Below are 17,426 nucleotides of genomic sequence, written 5' to 3'. Positions count from 1 at the left end.
TGTTTATCCTGCAATTTTATAAAAAAAGAAAAAACGCTCATTCTTTTTTATGAGAATGAACGTTTTAATTTCTATTTTTGACATACAAAAAAGATTCGTTGTTCTTTTTCGATCGTTTCCTTTGAAATTGGTTCGAAATTAAAATCAGCATATAAACCTTTGATTTCAAATCCACATTTTTTTAATAACCTTTCATATGTAGGTATTGGAAAAGTCCGTTGATGATGAATCTCATCAAATCGATCATATTGTTTTTGATCTTGAATAAAAAAGGTTAGATTATGAAAAACTTCCCCTTCTTGTTCACCTGGCTCACAGAACCAAACATACCCCATATCTTCATACATTTCTGAGAAAACTTGATCTTTTAATTCTGATTCCACATATCCTATTGCATGAATATCAAATAAAAATAAACCATTTGGTTTCAATAGCTGCTCAACATTACTGAATACGTTCGCTAATTCTTCCTCTGTTGTGATGTAATTGATAACATCGCAATAGCTAACAGCGGCATCAAATTGGCTTAAACCATTCAAAGAACGTAAATCCTGTTCAACCCATTGAATTTTTAAGTTGTTTGCACTTGCTCTTTGCTCAGCATGACTTAACATATCAGCCGCTAAGTCGACACCTACTAAATCATAACCAGATTGTGAAAGTAGACAAGTGATTTGTCCAGTTCCACAACCTAAGTCAATTATTTTTTTTGTTTCAGTTCCATACTTTTTTAATGCATACTTTGTAAAAGCATGCCAATCATCATAAGGAGCATCTTCCATTAGTAGATCATATACATATGACATCTTATTGTAAGACATTGTTTATCCCTCTTTTGAGAAATGCACCTCCACTAGTGGTGCATCACCCCAAAGTCGCTCAAGATTATAATAGTTACGCTCATCACTATGGAAAATATGACAAACAACATCGCCTAAATCAACTAGGATCCAGCGTGCTTGGTCAAATCCTTCCATTCGCTTTACATTAATATCTAATTCTTCAGCTTTTTCCTTTATTTCTCTTGCAATTGACTGTACTTGTCTTTCATTACTTGCATCACAAATTAAAAAATAATCCGCCATTGATGAAACTTGTTGCATATTTAATAAAACAATATCGTTACCTCGTTTGTCATCACAAGCTTGTGCTGCTAATTTTGCAATTTCTTCGTTATTCATTAAATTTATTCCCCCAGTTTAATTTTACTTTTCAGATGATTATATGCATGTATCGCATCTGGATAAATCTTTTGATTATGTGTTATTAAGTGTTGTATTGTATTTTTTAAAGTTAAAAACACAGCATAATCCAAATCCTGTTTTGCTTGTTCACGCACATCTTCAACTCCAGGAAAGTTTCTACCTGGTTCAATGTAATCCGCTAAAAAGATAATTTTTTCCATTGTATTCATATATGCCTTGCCTGTTGTGTGCCAATGAATAGCCTGTAAAATAGTTCGATCTGTTATGCCTACTTCACGTTCTACTAATAAAGCACCTACTGGACCGTGCCATAGTTCTGAATGATAATCCAATAAGTCTTTTGGCAATGTCGACTTTTCAATCCATCGTTTCATTTCATCTAAATCACGATATTTTGCATAATCATGAAAAATTGCAGCAAGTTCAATTTTATCAGTTGGTTGCTCATAGTGTACAGCTAAATCAATCGCTGTATCCGCTACACGGATAGTATGCTCATACCTTGCTAACTTTAAATGTGATTTTACTATTTGTAAACTTTCAGTTCGATTCATACAAATGGAACTCCTTTATCACGCGTAGTACGCTTGGGGTCACTAAATATTTAATTGATTGTTCCTTTTTTATCCTTTTACGAATCATTGTGGATGATATATCCATTATCGGGATATCTAATCCAATGACTGGATAATCTGTTTTTAGAACATAATCTGGTCGTTTCACACCAACAAATTGAATTAATTCTATTAACTCATCAATACGATACCATTTCGGTAAATATTCCACCATATCCGCGCCAATAATAAAATAAAACGTAATGTCTGGATGTTTTTCATTTAATAACATTATGGTATCAAATGTGTACGATTTACCTAAACGATCAACTTCAATTGTGTTCAGAAGAAAATGATCGTTATCTGCAATTGCTACTTCTAGCATATTAATTCTTTGTGTTACAGTTGTCGTTGTCTTCGCTTTATGTGGTGGTTCATAGGAAGGAATAAACCAAATTTCATCCAGCCCTAACTGTGTATAAGCTTCTTCAGCTATCATCAAATGTCCGATGTGTGGCGGATCAAATGTTCCTCCCAATAGGCCTACTTTTTTCATTTTGTTCTCCTTATGGAAGCTCGATCTGTTTATTTTCTACTGACTCTTTGTATAACACAATATTGTTTCCGATTACTTGTACAAGTTCTGCTTCTGTACCTTGCACCAATTGATCAGCAACAACATCTTTATCTTCAGCACAATTCTGCAACACACTTACTTTGATTAACTCTCTTTTTTCTAGTGCTTCATTTACTTGTACAATCATGTTCTCATTAACACCTGTTTTTCCTACTTGGAAAATCGGTCGTAATGGATTCGCTTTTGCTCGTAATGAGCGTTTTTGTTTACCTGTTAACATAGTTATTCATTCCCTTTTAAAATGTCTTCTAGCCCTGATAGTAGTGGCTCAATCGTTACTTCTTTTCCACTCCATAATTGAAAAGCTAATTTTGCCTGATATAACAGCATCATATGCCCTTGATGGATAGAAGCACCCTTATGTTGTGCCTCTAATAGAAATTGTGTCATTAATGGTTGATAGACAATATCACTAACAACTGTATCGTTATTAACATACTCTAATGAAATAATTTGTTCTTGTGTAACTGGTTTCATTCCAACTGATGTTGTTTGAATAATTAAATCGTAATCCTGAACATGTTTCTCTGCTTCTTGAAAACTTAAAGCACGTGAGTTTACTTTATCCGTTCTATTCAAAGGAAGCAAATCTGTCGCTTTTTTCAACGTGCGATTGGCAATGTCCACTGTCTCAAATGATGCACCACACAAAGCGTAAAATATACCTCTAGCAGCACCACCCGCTCCTAATACGAGTACACGCTTATCCCCAGAAAAAAGCATTGGAAATTGTGATTGCATTGCCGTCAGATATCCTGCTCCATCTGTATTATAACCAACCCATTTACCATTTTTAAATACCACTGTGTTTACTGCACCAATTAAAGCAGCATAAGTGTCTACTTCATCTAAATATTTCATAATGGATTGTTTATACGGTACGGTAACATTAAAGCCATCCAATTTATCTTCTTTAAGTTTCTCAACAGTTTCACGAAAATTTTCTCTCTCCGTCTCATATAACAAATATGTACCATCCCTATCTATTTGTTGAAGAAACTGTTGATGGATCCAAGGTGATAAAGAATGCTTGATTGGATAACCAATTAAGCCTAATTTCATCCTACTCTCCCCCTTTTCTTCTAGATAGCTGTTATATAAGTGCGTCTCTACGTGATACGGGCATAATGTCCGGTGAATGCGCACTGACAGTTGCATGATTTCCAGTAACAGTAATCCAACCTAATCCCGGAAAAACAATATCTGTTTTATTATCTTTCACTTTAAAAGATTGTTCTTTTAAAGCTGGATATTCCGTTGCATTTTCTTTACTTGGTGGTGTTAACATTTCTCCTACATGTTTCTCATAAAGGTTTTCTGCATTATCTAATTTTGTTCGATGGATTGTTAGTTGGTTCGCAAAATAACAGACAAATGATTGTTTCTCTCCTTTTACAAAATCAAATCGTGCAAGTCCACCTACATATAACGTTTGTCCTTCTTGCAATTGATAAACGCGTGGTTTAATCTCTTTAGTTGGTGTAATTGTCTTCAAGTCAAAATCCGACATGTAGTGTGATAACTGTTTTCTATTGATTACACCTGGCGTGTCATATAATGCGGTTGAATCATCTAAAGGAATCTCAATAAAACCAAGTGTTGTCCCCGGAAAGTATGAAGTGGTTATTGCATCTTTCGTACCAGTTGACTCATTTATTAGTCGATTAATAAATGTTGATTTCCCGACATTCGTGCTTCCTACTACATATACATCTTGCTTTTTACGGTATGACTCAATTGCATTTTTAACTTGATCCATTCCTTGTCCTGTGGAAGCGGAGATTAAAAATACATCTTGCACGACAAGTCCTAGATCAGCAGCTGACTTTTTCATCCATTGTCTTAACTTACTAACATTAGTCGATTTAGGCAATAGATCGACTTTGTTCCCTATTAAAATAATTGGATTATCGCCTGTCAAACGATGTAGACTTTTAATAAAGCTCCCATTAAAATCAAATACATCTACTAATTTAACAATTAATCCTTTTGTTTTACTGATTTGACTTAGCATATCTACAAAGTCTTGATCAGTATACGAGACATCTTGAACTTCATTATAGTGTTTTAACCTAAAACATCGTTTACAGATGATGGTATCATTTTTTAAAGCAGACTGTGGAACATAACCTGCTTCGTCTTCATTTATAGTTTGAATTGGTGCACCACATCCTTGACAGATATCATCTAATCGTTCTGTGTCTATTCCTTCCACGTTATCATTCCTTTCTTTCGCATCCAACTTAGAATTCTTCGTTCCATTTTTCGATTAATTCGTGTTAACATACCATCCGTTTGGACAATAGGTACAACGAGGATTGTATAGAAACCTGCACTATTACCACCTAATATATCAGTCATTAATTGATCGCCTATAACAACAACCTCTTCTTTTTCCAAGCCCATCCGCTTAGCTGCTTTTTTAAAAGCTCGGTTCAATGGCTTTCTAGCACTATATACGAAAGGTCTTTTTAAAGGTTCAGAAAATATACGAACTCTTTCTTCCTTATTATTTGAAATAATAGTTACGTTAATATCATTTTCTTCCATGCTTTGAAACCATTCGACAATTTCAGGTGTTGCATCTACTACATCCCAAGCCACTAAAGTATTATCTAAATCTGTAATAATACCGGTAATACCTTTCTCTTTTAAAGATTCTGGCGTTATTTCGAAAATAGTTTGTACATGTTGATTTGGTAAAAATTTTTTTAGCACGTCATTTGCCACCTCTGTTTACATTTACCTTTCCCATTCCACTTACTCATCATAAACAATTTATCACGTTCTTTCAAAACTATTCTACTAAAAACGCAATAAAATTATATGTATATGCTTTTTAAACCCTTTATATTCCCGAAAATCGTTCGACAAATTACTGGTTTTTTCACGACTGTGGATAACTTTATGCACACGAAAAATCGCGATAAGACAAGATTTTTCAAGTTTTTCCTCACATTACTAACAAGTTATCTACAGGCTATGTAGATAACTATTCGCTTGTACCAAACATTTTAATTTGTTAAAGTATTAATAACTTCTTCCTCATGAGATACAAAAATCGACTTAATATTGTATATCCAATACTTTAGGAGGGGCTAAAGATGAAACACTTATCAGATGATTTATTAATTGAGTCGTACTATAAAGCATATGAATTAAAGCTCAGTCCAGAATTTATACGCTTAATTGAGCAAGAAATCGAACGCAGGTCACTTGCTAATTACATTCACTATTTTGCTAATTAGCAAGTTTCTCCACTCACTAACTTATTCTACAATACTAATCAATCAGTTTATATAGGACAGACACTATTATGATGTTTCCTTCATAGATTAGGGATATAGGCAAAAGCCCAAACGCTATGGAGGTGCATATACTTGTCAACGATCTTAAGTGCGCTTGCTTTACTAATGAAGGATGCACTTTTCTTTGTATCTTATGTAAAAAACCACGCTTTTCCACAACCACTCAATTCAAAAGAAGAGGCCATTCAAATCAAAAAAATGCTTGAAGGAGACGAAGATGCTAGAAACATGCTAATCGAACATAATTTACGATTGGTAGCACACATTGTTAAGAAATTCGAAAATACTGGTGAGGATAATGAAGATTTAATTTCAATTGGTACCATTGGGTTGATTAAGGGAGTAGAAAGTTTTTCAATGGATAAAGGAACTAAATTAGCGACCTATGCTGCTCGCTGTATTGAAAATGAAATCTTGATGCATCTTAGAGCATTAAAGAAGACTAAAAAAGATGTTTCCTTACAGGATCCAATAGGGCAAGATAAAGAAGGTAATGAAATCAGTTTAATAGATATATTACAAGCTGAAAATGATGATATTGTTGAATTTATACAATTAAACATGGAAGTTGCTAAAATTCAAAAATACTTAAACATTTTAGATAATCGCGAGAAACAAGTTATAACAAGCCGCTATGGTTTAAGTAAAGAAGATGAATTAACACAAAGGGAAATTGCAAAGAAACTAAATATATCTCGAAGTTATGTATCTCGAATAGAGAAACGAGCGTTAATGAAAGTATTCCATGAATATTATAAAAAAGAGAGATAAAGAGCACTCCTATGGGTGCTCTTTTACTCTTTATTCCTTACTTTTATTATTAAAGTCTGAAACCATAATGCACCACCCAAACATGCAAGCATTAAGGTTATCAAATATGTTAAGTGTTCTGTTTGCTGACGTACATAAGCCTCTATTATGAGACCGGCGTATAAATAACTACTAAGAATTAATAGAACAAGCAAGAAGCGTTGAAAGTCTCTAACTTTTGTATCATTCCCCATCTTGGTCTCTCCTTTACCGATGATGTATGTTGATAATAACATGCATTCGGTGTGAAAAAACCTAGTAATTCATGGGAAACATTAAATATCTTGAACAACTTCCATAATTAATTGCGCAGCATGTTTTGCTGCGGTATCCAAAAATGCATCAAACGATACAGCTGATTCTTTACCGGCAATATCAGATAAAGCTCTTATTATTACGAAAGGCGTATTATATTGGAAACATACTTGTGCAATCGCTGCTGCCTCCATTTCAGTTGCAATCAACAAAGGGAATTTTTCTCTAACAAATTCAACACGTATTGGATCCTGCATAAAGGAATCTCCTGTTCCTATTAGACCTTGTTTGCCTTTCACATGAAGGATTTGTTTAATAACCTTTTCCACTTTCTCTATTAGAAAGGGATCAGCAAGGTATGTTTCTGGTAAACCAGGTACTTGTCCATATGCATACTGAAATGCTGTTACATCAACATCATGATGTGTTACAGCATTCCCAATAACTAAATCACCAACATCTAAAGTTGCATCAAAACCACCAGCAGAGCCTGTATTTATAATGTAAGTTGGTTTATAGCGTTCATGTAAGATGGTCGTTGCCATTGCTGCATTAACTTTCCCTATTCCTGATTGCAAGATAACAACACTTTTCCCTTTAAGAGAACCTGTTATAAATAAACAGTTAGCTATTTTTTCTTCTTTTTCAATATTTGTCATGTTGTCTTTTAATAACGCTATTTCTTGATCCATTGCCCCAATTATCCCGATAATCATGCTCTATTTCTCCTTCAATAATACTTTTAGTTTTCGCTAGTAAAGCGATATTTTTGGTCATTTTCATTTAATATTTCCACCTGAGTTGGTTTCCAACCTTGATTTTCAATCCAAGCTATAAAAACGCGGTAATGTTCAGACTCCTCACTATTTGAAAAGGTTGTAATCACTTGTTGTTCACCATTTCCTGCGACCCATAAATAAATCATATTCTCAGTTGATAAACCTGTAGCTAACGAAGCAGCACGCATCATCTCTTCCCAATCCTCAGAAGTTTTTTCCCATACAATTTCATGTGGTTCTTCTTGATTAGTTGGAATAGGATTCCAATTCCCAGTATACGCTTCTATGACATTTTCGTCTTCTGATTCTACTACTTCCAAATTAACTTCTTCTGTTCCATCGGTTTCTAGTTCCAATTGCTCCTCCGCTAGTTCATCAGTATCAGTTGTTTCATTCACATCTTCTTGATCTTGTTCCGTATCTTGCGTATCTGCTTCAGAAGTTACGTTATCTTCGTTTAATTCTGACTTTGCCGCTGTATCTTCTAATGCATCGTCATCTTCGCCACCAGAAAACACAAGAATTGCAATAAAACAAATAATAAGCGCTACACCTAACAAAGCAAGATAGGATAACCATTTTGTATTTTTACGTCTTTTCTCAAATCTATTTAAGCGACTATATTGATCAAAATCTTCTGGCATATAGTTTCCTCCCTCTTGACCATTTTACCTTATATTATGTTCTAGTAATGCAATCAATTTCCCTTTTAAAATTGTCATTTTTTAAAAGGTTGTTTTTTATGCTACGTTACCATAAACTTTATAATCTACGTCGCAGTTTCTCTCAAGTCTTGATATTCAAAGTAATGGTTTGCGAAAAAACTTTTAAATTATTAAAAAATGTTTCATGCCAATAAGTAGCATGAAACATTTTAATTTATTGTCTTTGATTTAAAATCTTATTCATTATGTCGTTCACTTATTTAACACTTATTATTTTCACATTCATATCACCAGCAGGTGTTGAAACAGCCAGCGATTCTCCAATTTCACGTCCAAGTAAACTTTTAGCTATTGGTGAGTCATTTGAGATTTTACCTTCAAAAGGATCTGCCTCAGCACTACCTACAATTGTGTAGGTTTCTTCATCACCATTTGGTAACTCTTGAAACGTAACAGTCTTACCAAGTGAAACAACATTTGGATTTTGGTTATCATTTTCAATAATAACTGCATGCCGTATCATATTCTCAACATGGCCTATACGTGCTTCTACAAAAGCCTGCTCATCTTTCGCTGCATCATACTCAGAGTTCTCAGATAGATCACCAAAATCACGTGCTTCTTTTATACGTTCAACAATTTCTTGACGTTTCTCTGTTTTTAATAAATGCAATTCGTTTTCTAACTTTTCTTTTCCTTCTTGCGTCATATAATAGCTTTTCTCTACAGCCATTCTAAACACTCCTTTTAATTCCAACCCTTTTTAAACAGCAAATTACTTATTGATATTTATTCATAAAGTAGTCTGAATATGTCAATCTAATGTAAAAGTAAACGTTTAATAAAACTACTAACCAATACTATGGCAGATTTTTTGTAATATTTCAATACTTTTCTTTTGAAACTTTTTAAGAGATTTGTTTAATTCATCTTACGAGCTAATATTGTTTGTATCTTTGTAGCCATTAAATCAATCGCAACGAGGTTTTCGCCACCTTCTGGAATAATAATATCTGCATAGCGTTTTGTTGGCTCAACAAATTGTAAGTGCATTGGTCTTACTACATTAATATATTGATCGATAACGGAATCAATCGTACGCCCACGCTCTTTAATGTCACGAAGCATTCTTCTAATAATTCGGACGTCAGCATCCGTGTCAACGTATACTTTTATATCCATTAAATCTAATAATCGTGGATCTTCTAAGATTAGTATTCCTTCTAAAATAATTACTTCTTTAGATTCAACAGATACTACTTGATCAGAACGAGTATGCTGTTTATAGTCATAAATTGGCTTATCAACAGCTTTATGTTGTAATAATTGATGCAGATGCTTAATTAAAAGATCATTATCAAATGCTAACGGATGATCATAGTTCGTTTCTAACCTTTCTTCAAAGGGTAGATGCGACTGATCCTTATAATAATAGTCTTGTTCAATAACTAAAATGGTCTTATCAGCAAAACGTTTGCAAATTGAACGCGTAACAGATGTCTTTCCAGAACCAGATCCACCGGCTACACCTATTACGATAGGCTTTTCATTACTCATATGTTAACTATCCCCTTTATTATCATGTTGTTGTTTTTTTGTTGTTATTGCTATCCCATCGCCTATAGGTACAATTGTAGTATGATAAGCTGACATGTTAACTAACCATTCATTATAGGCACGAATCTTTGTTGCAATACGTTGTTGTCCTTTATTTTGGCTACTGTCAGTAGCAACCATTCCTTTGAATAAAACATTATCAGATATAATAATGCCATCTTCATTTAAAAATGGCGAATACAATTCGAAAAATCGTTGATATTGTCCTTTTGCTGCATCGATAAAAAGAAGATCAAACTTCCCTTTTACTTCTACTTCATTACTAATATCGAGCGCATCACCGAAAACTAAATCGATAGTGTCAGTATCACCATAGTTTGAAATATTACTAATAGCTTCTTGATATCTTAGTAGGTCTCGTTCTATTGTTACAATAGTAGTACTAGGATATGCACTTGCCATTTGTAAGGCAGAATAGCCAATAGCGGTGCCTATTTCAAGTATTTTTTTTGGCTTTTTCATTCGAATTATTTGTTTTAAAAAAGCAATACCAGTTGGTTCCATAATTGGAACGTGGTTAGCATTAGCATAAATCTCTAGCTCTTTTACCCAATTATCCTGTGATTCAATTAAACTGGATAAATATTCTTCCGTTTCCTTGTCCATTTAATTTAAATTCCACCTTTTCACGCTTAAAATAAGGAAATTAGGAGCGATTATCAAGTAATCACCCCCCAATCTCTTGCTATAAATCTCGATCTAAATGTTCTTTGGCTAATTCTTTGTGTCTTTCAAATGTTTCAGCATAATAAATTTCACCGTCTAGAGCAGCTACAAAGAATAAAAATTCTGTATCTTCAGGTTCTATAATTGCTTTTAATGAGTTTTCACTAAAATTAGAAATTGGTCCCACAGGTATCCCATCTATCCTGTAGGTATTATAAGGTGATTCAACTTCCAAGTCCTCAAGTAAAACTCGGTCTTTATGTGTACCTAATGCATACAAAACAGTTGGATCTGTTTGTAGCCTCATATCGTTTTCTAATCGATTATAAAATACACCTGCAATTTTCTTGCGATCCTCTTCTGTACGTGCTTCTTTCTCAACTAATGAAGCTAATGTAATAACTTCGTGCATCGAAAAATCTTCCATTTCATTGATCTGTGATTGATACGTTAATACTACTTGTTCCGTTTTTTCTAACATTGTTTTTATAATGTTGTCTATAGAAGGATCTTCTGTATAAAATGGATAAGTAGCTGCAAATAAATAACCTTCTAATGGGTAACGGATGTCTGTGTCTAATATTTCTTCCGATAAGATTGATGGATACGTTTGAATTAGCTGACTAATATAAGCTTCATCTTGCATTCTTTCAATAAATTCATCTCCATCAATACCAGCATTGTTCTCATATAATGCTGCAATTTCATCAATACTTTTACCTTCTGGTATGGTTACATTAATTACAGCCTCTTGCATTACATTACCGGTTTGTAATTTGTCTGTGACTTGAGCTAACGTCATGGATGGAGACAACTGGTATTCACCAGCTTGAAATTCCGCAGCATTGTTAAACTTTACGTAAAAACGATAAATAAAAGCATTACTAACAATACCCTCTTCTTCTAATATATTCGCTATTTGAGATGTGGATGATCCGAGTGGGATCTCAATGGTTTTTAAAGTTTCATCACTCGAGTCAACGGGTGCAAGCCCATCCCTCACATATATGTATCCAGATATACCTCCTACAACTAAGGCTATTGTCAGTAGTACAAGTATTGTTGCAACAATCTTTCTTACTAAACTAGCTTCTTGACATCTTTGAATAAAAAGCTCTCCACGTGATTTATAAGACTTCATTGATTCTTTATCATCTATGCTCTCTTGTGTGTGTTGGTTGTCTTCTTCTATATGTTTCTTTTTCTTTTCGTTATCAGATGTGGACATCTTTAAATCCTCCCTTCATCCGGTACATTATACTACAAAAAACAACACTATTTCCATTTTATTTTCAAATAAAGTTTATAACACACAAAAACAGAAGGAAGTTGTTCCTTCTGTTTTTGTTATATTAACATTACTAACTAACAATGCGAAAACTATTCCTCGTCATCTGTGAGTGTATTAAGCATTTCTTCAACCATTTCCCATTCTTCATCACTTTCAATTTGAAATAGAGCCAAATCGTCTTCATTATTTTTATCTTCATAACGAAAGGCGAACACTTCTACTTCTTCATCTTCGTTTTGATCAATTGGAACTACTGCTATATAAGATTGTTGATTCTCATCAACATCAAATGTGAAAAGTACCTCAAATAAATGTTCTTCACCGTTTTCATCTGGAATTATAATTCTTTCTTTTTCTTCTAATGCCATTTTTTGCACCTCCAACTTATTGATGGGCATCTAAATACCCTTGTAATATCATGACTGCCGCCATTTTATCAATTACTTTTTTTCTTTTTTTTCTACTCATATCTGCTTCTATTAAAACACGTTCTGCAGCCATTGTCGTTAAACGTTCATCCCACATAAATGTTTTTAGTTGAAACGTTTCTTCTATGAAAGTGGCAAACCGCTGACAAGCCTCTCCTCGTTCACCTATTGAGCCATTCATATTTTTTGGTAAACCTACAATTACTTCTGTTATTTCATGTTCTTTAATAAGATCTGCAAGCTGTTTTTCTACTGTTTTGAAATCTAATTCATCCCAGTACAACGTAGTGATACCTTGGGCTGTCCACCCAAAAGCATCACTAACTGCAATACCAATCGTTTTAGAACCAACATCTAACCCCAATTTTTTCATGTTACTCCTCTTTGTGCTGAACTAAGTAGTACTTAACTAATTCTTCAATTAGCTCGTCTCTTTCAATTCTTCTAATTAGATTTCGTGCATCTTTATACCTCGGAATGTACGCCGGATCACCCGAAAGTAAGTACCCAACGATTTGATTGATAGGATTATAACCTTTTTCTTTTAATGCCTCATAGACAGTAAATAATACTTCGTTAACATTCTCTTCTAAGGGCTCTTCTGAAAAATTGAATTTCATGGTTTTATCCATTGAGTCCATACATAACACCCCGCCTTTTTATCATGTCCAGTTTTTTGTACCTAAAAAGTTTCTTCAAATGAAACTGTCACTATAAATTTTTCTTTTACATATTATTGTAAACACAAATAGCATAACATACTTTATTTAATCTTTTCTCTATTATATCGTTTTTATACGAAAAATAACAATCTATTCGATTGAAGAAATAAATTGTTTAGCATATGACAATGCTTCATCCAATTGTTCTGGATTCTTTCCTCCGGCTTGGGCCATATCAGGACGACCGCCTCCGCCTCCGCCACAACGAGTTGCTGTTTCTTTAATTAACTTACCAGCATGATAGCCACGGTCAATAAGATCCTTTGTCACACCAGCAGCCAATTGTACTTTGCCATTATTAACAGCACTTAACAATACAATACCTGACACAAGCTTTTGTTTTAATTCATCTACCATACTACGTAATTGATTAATATCTGACACATCAACTTGTTTAATTAAATATGATACGTCATTTACTTGTTCAACATCGTCAAGAATAGATGCCGCTTCTATATTAGAGAGCTTTTGACTTAGTGAGTCCCTATCTTTTTGCAACTCTTTTATTTCTTGAAATAAACTATCGATACGTTGTGGTACTTGATCTAGTGAAACTTTCAACAAACTAGCAGCTTTCTGGAGATGGTGCTGTTGATTTGTAACATGTAGATAAGCACCTTTACCAGTTGTTGCTTCTATTCTTCTTGTACCTGCACCTATTCCAGATTCTGTTGTGATTTTAAATAAACCTATTTCAGCAGTATTCAAAACATGACAACCGCCACATAGTTCAATGCTAAAATCACTAATTTTTACTACTCGAACAACATCACCATATTTTTCACCAAATAATGCCATTGCACCCATTTCTTTTGCCTCTTCAATTGGATAACTCTTAATTGAAACTGCTAGGGACTCCCATATTTTTTGGTTAACAATTGTTTCAATCTGTTCGATTTCCTGATCTGTGATGGTACTAAAATGAGAAAAATCAAAACGCAAACGATCGGTAGCCACTAACGATCCAGCTTGATTAACATGTTCACCCAGAACATCTTTTAAAGCTTGATGTAGCAAGTGTGTAGCCGTATGATTTTTAATGATTGATGTACGTGCTTCTTTATCAACAACAGCTTTAACAATGTCACCACTGCTCAAGTTACCTTTTGTAACTGTTACACGGTGTAAATGTTGTCCTTTAGGAGCTTTCTGAACACCTTCAACTCTAGCTTCAGCTTGTTCCGTATAAAGCCAACCTATATCTGCTACTTGTCCACCGCTCTCAGCATAAAAAGGCGTTTGGTCTAACAAAACATAAACTTCTTTCTCACTTGATTGTGTGACAACTTCTTTATTCTCTATAATGGTTGAAATAACTGTGTCTACTTTCAAGTAATCATATCCGACAAAAATACTCTCTGCTGTAAGCTCACCAAACACACTGTCTTGTACTTGCATCGAATCGACTTTTTGTCTTGCATTACGCGCTCGACTTTTTTGCTTGTCCATTTCTTCTTTAAAACCTGCTTCATCAATTGTAAATCCTAGTTCATTCACATATTCCTCTGTCAATTCTTTTGGGAAACCATACGTGTCATACAATCTAAATACTTCTGTTCCAGGGAAGACTTTGCTTCCTTGGCGGTTCTCTATTTCGATAATGTTTTCAAGAATGGTTAAACCTTCATGTAACGTTTCATGAAACCGTTCTTCTTCGGTTTTCACTACATTTTCAACAAATGCTTGTTTACTCTGTACATTGGGATAAAATGCTTGCATAATTTCTCCAACTGTCACAACCAATTGATACATAAATGGTTTCTCTATTCCAATTTGCTTTGCGAAACGAACTGCTCTACGTAACAACCTTCTTAACACATAACCTCTTCCTTCATTCGAAGGTAATGCACCGTCAGCAATAGCGAATGTAACGGTACGTATGTGGTCAGCAATAACTTTATAGGCAACATCCATAGACTCTTCTTCGCCATATTTAACAGTAGCTAGTTGTTCTACTTTTTTAATGATAGGTAGAAATAAATCTGTTTCAAAATTAGTTGGTGCATTTTGAATAACACACACCATACGTTCTAACCCCATACCTGTATCAATGTTCTTCTTTGGTAAAGGTGTATACGTGTCATCAGGATTGTGATTAAATTGTGAGAAAACAAGATTCCATATTTCTAAATAACGATCATTTTCTCCACCTGGATATAGTTCTGGATCAGTTGGATCATTGCCATACGCTTCTCCACGGTCATAAAAAATTTCCGTATTAGGACCACTAGGACCTTCACCGATATCCCAGAAATTCTCTTCTAATCGAATAATACGCTCTTCAGGTAGTTTGATATTATTTTTCCACAGATCATATGCTTCGTCATCTTCTGGATGCACTGTAACTGCTAATTTTTCAGGATCAAAACCAATCCATTTCTCATTCGTTAAAAACTCCCAAGCCCATTGAATGGCTTCCTCTTTAAAATAATCACCAATCGAGAAATTACCAAGCATTTCAAAGAAAGTGTGATGACGCGCTGTAAAACCAACATTTTCAATATCATTTGTTCGTATAGATTTTTGCGCGTTAACAATTCTTGGATTGTCCGGGATAACTCTACCGTCAAAATACTTCTTTAGTGTTGCAACACCACTATTAATCCATAATAATGTCGGATCTTCCTTAGGTACTAGAGATGCGCTAGGTTCCACTCTATGTCCTTTTTCTTCAAAGAAATCTAAAAACAAATGTCTAACTTGTGCTGAAGTGAGTGTTCTCAATTCAATAACCTCCCTGATTTAAATATGTATCTTAAAAAAACTAAAAGCTCCCGTCTCTGCAAAAAATTGCAGGGACGAGAGCTGAATATCGCGGTACCACCCTGATTATGAACTAATACGTTCATCATCTTGAGCACGATAACGGTGTGTGACCGGCAGGTATTAACTGCTCTCTGAACTAGCTTCTGTGACCCTTCATTTAGAATTTCTTACAGCCTAAGGAAATTCCTCTCTTTTAATGGTCTGCCACATACTGATGATCATCTACGATTTAAGACATGTTACTTGCTAGCATATTATAGATAATATTTAAACATATGTCAATCTGTTGATCTAAACTCCTTCATATGCTTAACAATCACTTTTAAAACCGTTACAAATGGAATAGCCACAATCATACCAACTATTCCAGCTATTTCACTACCAACTAGCAAGGCAAAAATTATAATTATCGGATGTAAATGAACACTTTTTCCAACGATATAAGGAGAAAGTAGATTTCCTTCTATGAGTTGGACAACAATCACCCCTAGTATTACATAGACAACTTGCTTCATAGATATGGTAAAGGCAATTATTACTGCTGGTACAGCCCCAATGATAGGACCGAAATAAGGAATTATATTTGTTATTCCCATCAAAATTGCTAATACAATAGGATATTTCATACCAATAATCAGAAAAATAATATAGGTCGTTAAACCAACAAATAAGCAAACAAGTAACTGCCCTCTAACATAAGCACCAAGCGTTTTATTAATCGCGGGTCCTAAAACTTTACTATCTTCCTGATACCTTTTAGGAATTAACTTAGCCGTACTAGATTTTATTAATTTATAATCTTTTAGCATATAAAAAACTAAAACAGGTATTACAGCAATTATAATAAATAAATCCATTATCTTTGTAGCATTTTTTAATATAGAAGTTACATATTGTGTGATAAACTCTTCTATCTCGTTAAAAAACAAATCCATACGATCATGAAATGTTTCTGGTAGAAAAGATGTGCTTTCATACAATTGATAAATCTTTGTACGATATGTATGGATAAAATCAGGTAAATTTTCTTGTAAATCTTTTAATTGCAAGACAAATGCCGGAAATATGTGATAAGCAATATACCCTATGCTAGTAATGAACAAAAGGTAAATTAGTGTGATAGCTAACCAACGTGGTATTTGATAAGTGTGTATTTTTTCAACAAGTGGGTGTAACAAAAAAGCAACAATACTTGCTATTATAAATGGTGTACTAATATGCAGTAGGCTGACCAACACAGAATGATAGAAAGGAAATAGTTTGAGCATTAAATAGAAAAATAGGAGTAATAAGATACCGAATACAATCCAATACAACCAATGGATTATTTTTTTTTGATTAAACATTAGTAATTTATCCCCTTATTAAAAGTTAACAGAAATGCTTCATCATCTTTTACCACTGCATCTTTCTATCTTCTTCCGTAAAAAGATCATCAAGTGAACTTAGGGAACCATCCTCCTCAACTTCATGCATATTAAAAACACCTTCCATTACAGTAAGTTCGATAAAACAATTCCAGCAATAATAATGTTGATTTCCTATTTTCCCTATGTTTTTCCCTTTACAATTTGGACAATACATGTATTTCGCACTCCTTTTACCTAATAAAACAATTACTGCTATTCTTTCCACCTTTTTGGTTATTTATTCAACTCAAATTATTACAATCTTATGAATACACTAAAACACACCATACAGCGATTGTATGGTGTGTTTTAGT

23 protein-coding genes are annotated in these 17,426 nt (G+C 33.9%); 2 read left to right on the top strand and 21 right to left on the bottom strand.

Going from position 1 to position 17,426, the window contains the following annotated elements; translation table 11 throughout:
• Nucleotides 1–71: 71 nt before the first annotated feature.
• Genes D2K62_RS12975 through D2K62_RS12940 form a run of 8 tightly spaced genes read right to left on the bottom strand, consistent with a single transcriptional unit; the run spans nt 72 to nt 5,114 of the window.
• Entirely contained in the window at nt 72–821 is a 750-nt protein-coding gene (locus tag D2K62_RS12975) for a class I SAM-dependent DNA methyltransferase (RefSeq protein WP_112181417.1), read from the bottom strand.
• A 3-nt stretch (nt 822–824) separates the two neighbouring features.
• Complete coding sequence (rsfS, locus tag D2K62_RS12970) at nt 825–1,181, bottom strand: ribosome silencing factor (protein ID WP_117161585.1); 357 nt, start codon at nt 1,179–1,181, stop codon at nt 825–827.
• Nucleotides 1,182–1,186: 5 nt separating this feature from the next.
• On the bottom strand, nt 1,187–1,759 hold the full coding sequence (gene yqeK, locus D2K62_RS12965; RefSeq protein WP_117161584.1) for a bis(5'-nucleosyl)-tetraphosphatase (symmetrical) YqeK: 573 nt from the start codon (nt 1,757–1,759) through the stop codon (nt 1,187–1,189).
• Complete coding sequence (locus tag D2K62_RS12960) at nt 1,746–2,315, bottom strand: nicotinate-nucleotide adenylyltransferase (protein ID WP_117161583.1); 570 nt, start codon at nt 2,313–2,315, stop codon at nt 1,746–1,748. The genes yqeK and D2K62_RS12960 overlap by 14 nt, the downstream gene beginning before the upstream one ends.
• Nucleotides 2,316–2,325: 10 nt before the next feature.
• Nucleotides 2,326–2,616, bottom strand: coding sequence for a ribosome assembly RNA-binding protein YhbY (gene yhbY / locus D2K62_RS12955; RefSeq protein WP_112181421.1), 291 nt, complete (start codon nt 2,614–2,616; stop codon nt 2,326–2,328).
• A 2-nt stretch (nt 2,617–2,618) separates the two neighbouring features.
• Nucleotides 2,619–3,458 (bottom strand): shikimate dehydrogenase, encoded by an 840-nt coding sequence (gene aroE / locus D2K62_RS12950; RefSeq protein WP_112181422.1) that lies wholly within the window; start codon nt 3,456–3,458, stop codon nt 2,619–2,621.
• A gap of 31 nt (nt 3,459–3,489) precedes the next feature.
• On the bottom strand, nt 3,490–4,611 hold the full coding sequence (yqeH, locus tag D2K62_RS12945) for a ribosome biogenesis GTPase YqeH (RefSeq protein ID WP_232828017.1): 1,122 nt from the start codon (nt 4,609–4,611) through the stop codon (nt 3,490–3,492).
• Nucleotides 4,599–5,114, bottom strand: coding sequence for a YqeG family HAD IIIA-type phosphatase (locus D2K62_RS12940; RefSeq protein WP_112181423.1), 516 nt, complete (start codon nt 5,112–5,114; stop codon nt 4,599–4,601). The genes yqeH and D2K62_RS12940 overlap by 13 nt, the downstream gene beginning before the upstream one ends.
• A gap of 386 nt (nt 5,115–5,500) precedes the next feature.
• Between D2K62_RS12940 and sda the strand changes: the two genes are divergently transcribed.
• Entirely contained in the window at nt 5,501–5,644 is a 144-nt protein-coding gene (gene sda / locus D2K62_RS12935; RefSeq protein ID WP_112181424.1) for a sporulation histidine kinase inhibitor Sda, read from the top strand.
• 132 nt (nt 5,645–5,776) lie between these two features.
• Nucleotides 5,777–6,475: an RNA polymerase sporulation sigma factor SigK gene (gene sigK, locus D2K62_RS12930; protein WP_112181425.1), complete on the top strand. Its 699-nt coding sequence runs from the start codon at nt 5,777–5,779 to the stop codon at nt 6,473–6,475.
• A gap of 23 nt (nt 6,476–6,498) precedes the next feature.
• On the opposite strand, the gene D2K62_RS12925 is transcribed toward sigK, so the two are convergent.
• From D2K62_RS12925 to D2K62_RS12865, 13 genes are all read right to left on the bottom strand, one after another.
• The gene (locus tag D2K62_RS12925) at nt 6,499–6,708 is read right to left on the bottom strand and encodes a YrhC family protein (protein WP_157967384.1); all 210 of its coding nucleotides are present in this window, start codon (nt 6,706–6,708) and stop codon (nt 6,499–6,501) included.
• An 81-nt stretch (nt 6,709–6,789) separates the two neighbouring features.
• Nucleotides 6,790–7,485 carry a 5'-methylthioadenosine/S-adenosylhomocysteine nucleosidase gene (gene mtnN, locus D2K62_RS12920; protein WP_117161582.1) on the bottom strand — a complete coding sequence of 232 codons (696 nt, stop codon included), beginning with the start codon at nt 7,483–7,485 and terminating at the stop codon, nt 6,790–6,792.
• Between the two features lie 26 nt (nt 7,486–7,511).
• A complete protein-coding gene (locus tag D2K62_RS12915) occupies nt 7,512–8,192 on the bottom strand; it encodes a YrrS family protein (protein ID WP_112181428.1) in 681 nt (226 codons plus the stop codon).
• Nucleotides 8,193–8,469: 277 nt separating this feature from the next.
• A complete protein-coding gene (greA, locus tag D2K62_RS12910) occupies nt 8,470–8,946 on the bottom strand; it encodes a transcription elongation factor GreA (RefSeq protein ID WP_112181429.1) in 477 nt (158 codons plus the stop codon).
• 188 nt (nt 8,947–9,134) lie between these two features.
• On the bottom strand, nt 9,135–9,770 hold the full coding sequence (gene udk / locus D2K62_RS12905) for a uridine kinase (RefSeq protein ID WP_112181430.1): 636 nt from the start codon (nt 9,768–9,770) through the stop codon (nt 9,135–9,137).
• 3 nt (nt 9,771–9,773) lie between these two features.
• Nucleotides 9,774–10,436, bottom strand: coding sequence for an O-methyltransferase (locus D2K62_RS12900; protein WP_112181431.1), 663 nt, complete (start codon nt 10,434–10,436; stop codon nt 9,774–9,776).
• A 79-nt stretch (nt 10,437–10,515) separates the two neighbouring features.
• The gene (mltG, locus tag D2K62_RS12895) at nt 10,516–11,724 is read right to left on the bottom strand and encodes an endolytic transglycosylase MltG (RefSeq protein ID WP_332871752.1); all 1,209 of its coding nucleotides are present in this window, start codon (nt 11,722–11,724) and stop codon (nt 10,516–10,518) included.
• 152 nt (nt 11,725–11,876) lie between these two features.
• On the bottom strand, nt 11,877–12,155 hold the full coding sequence (locus D2K62_RS12890; RefSeq protein WP_117161581.1) for a DUF1292 domain-containing protein: 279 nt from the start codon (nt 12,153–12,155) through the stop codon (nt 11,877–11,879).
• 16 nt (nt 12,156–12,171) lie between these two features.
• Entirely contained in the window at nt 12,172–12,588 is a 417-nt protein-coding gene (gene ruvX, locus D2K62_RS12885; RefSeq protein ID WP_112181433.1) for a Holliday junction resolvase RuvX, read from the bottom strand.
• 1 nt (nt 12,589) lies between these two features.
• On the bottom strand, nt 12,590–12,856 hold the full coding sequence (locus D2K62_RS12880; RefSeq protein ID WP_112181434.1) for an IreB family regulatory phosphoprotein: 267 nt from the start codon (nt 12,854–12,856) through the stop codon (nt 12,590–12,592).
• Nucleotides 12,857–13,027: 171 nt separating this feature from the next.
• The gene (gene alaS / locus D2K62_RS12875) at nt 13,028–15,661 is read right to left on the bottom strand and encodes an alanine--tRNA ligase (protein ID WP_117161580.1); all 2,634 of its coding nucleotides are present in this window, start codon (nt 15,659–15,661) and stop codon (nt 13,028–13,030) included.
• Between the two features lie 320 nt (nt 15,662–15,981).
• Entirely contained in the window at nt 15,982–17,049 is a 1,068-nt protein-coding gene (locus D2K62_RS12870; protein WP_112181436.1) for an AI-2E family transporter, read from the bottom strand.
• 49 nt (nt 17,050–17,098) lie between these two features.
• A complete protein-coding gene (locus D2K62_RS12865) occupies nt 17,099–17,287 on the bottom strand; it encodes a hypothetical protein (protein ID WP_112181437.1) in 189 nt (62 codons plus the stop codon).
• Nucleotides 17,288–17,426: the final 139 nt, after the last annotated feature.

The organism is Paraliobacillus sp. X-1268 (genome assembly GCF_003426095.1).
In the GTDB taxonomy this organism is placed as follows: Bacteria; Bacillota; Bacilli; order Bacillales; family Amphibacillaceae; genus Paraliobacillus_A; species Paraliobacillus_A zengyii.
The sequence above is the reverse complement of the archived record's forward strand: the minus strand, read 5'-3'. Positions and strand labels throughout refer to the sequence as shown.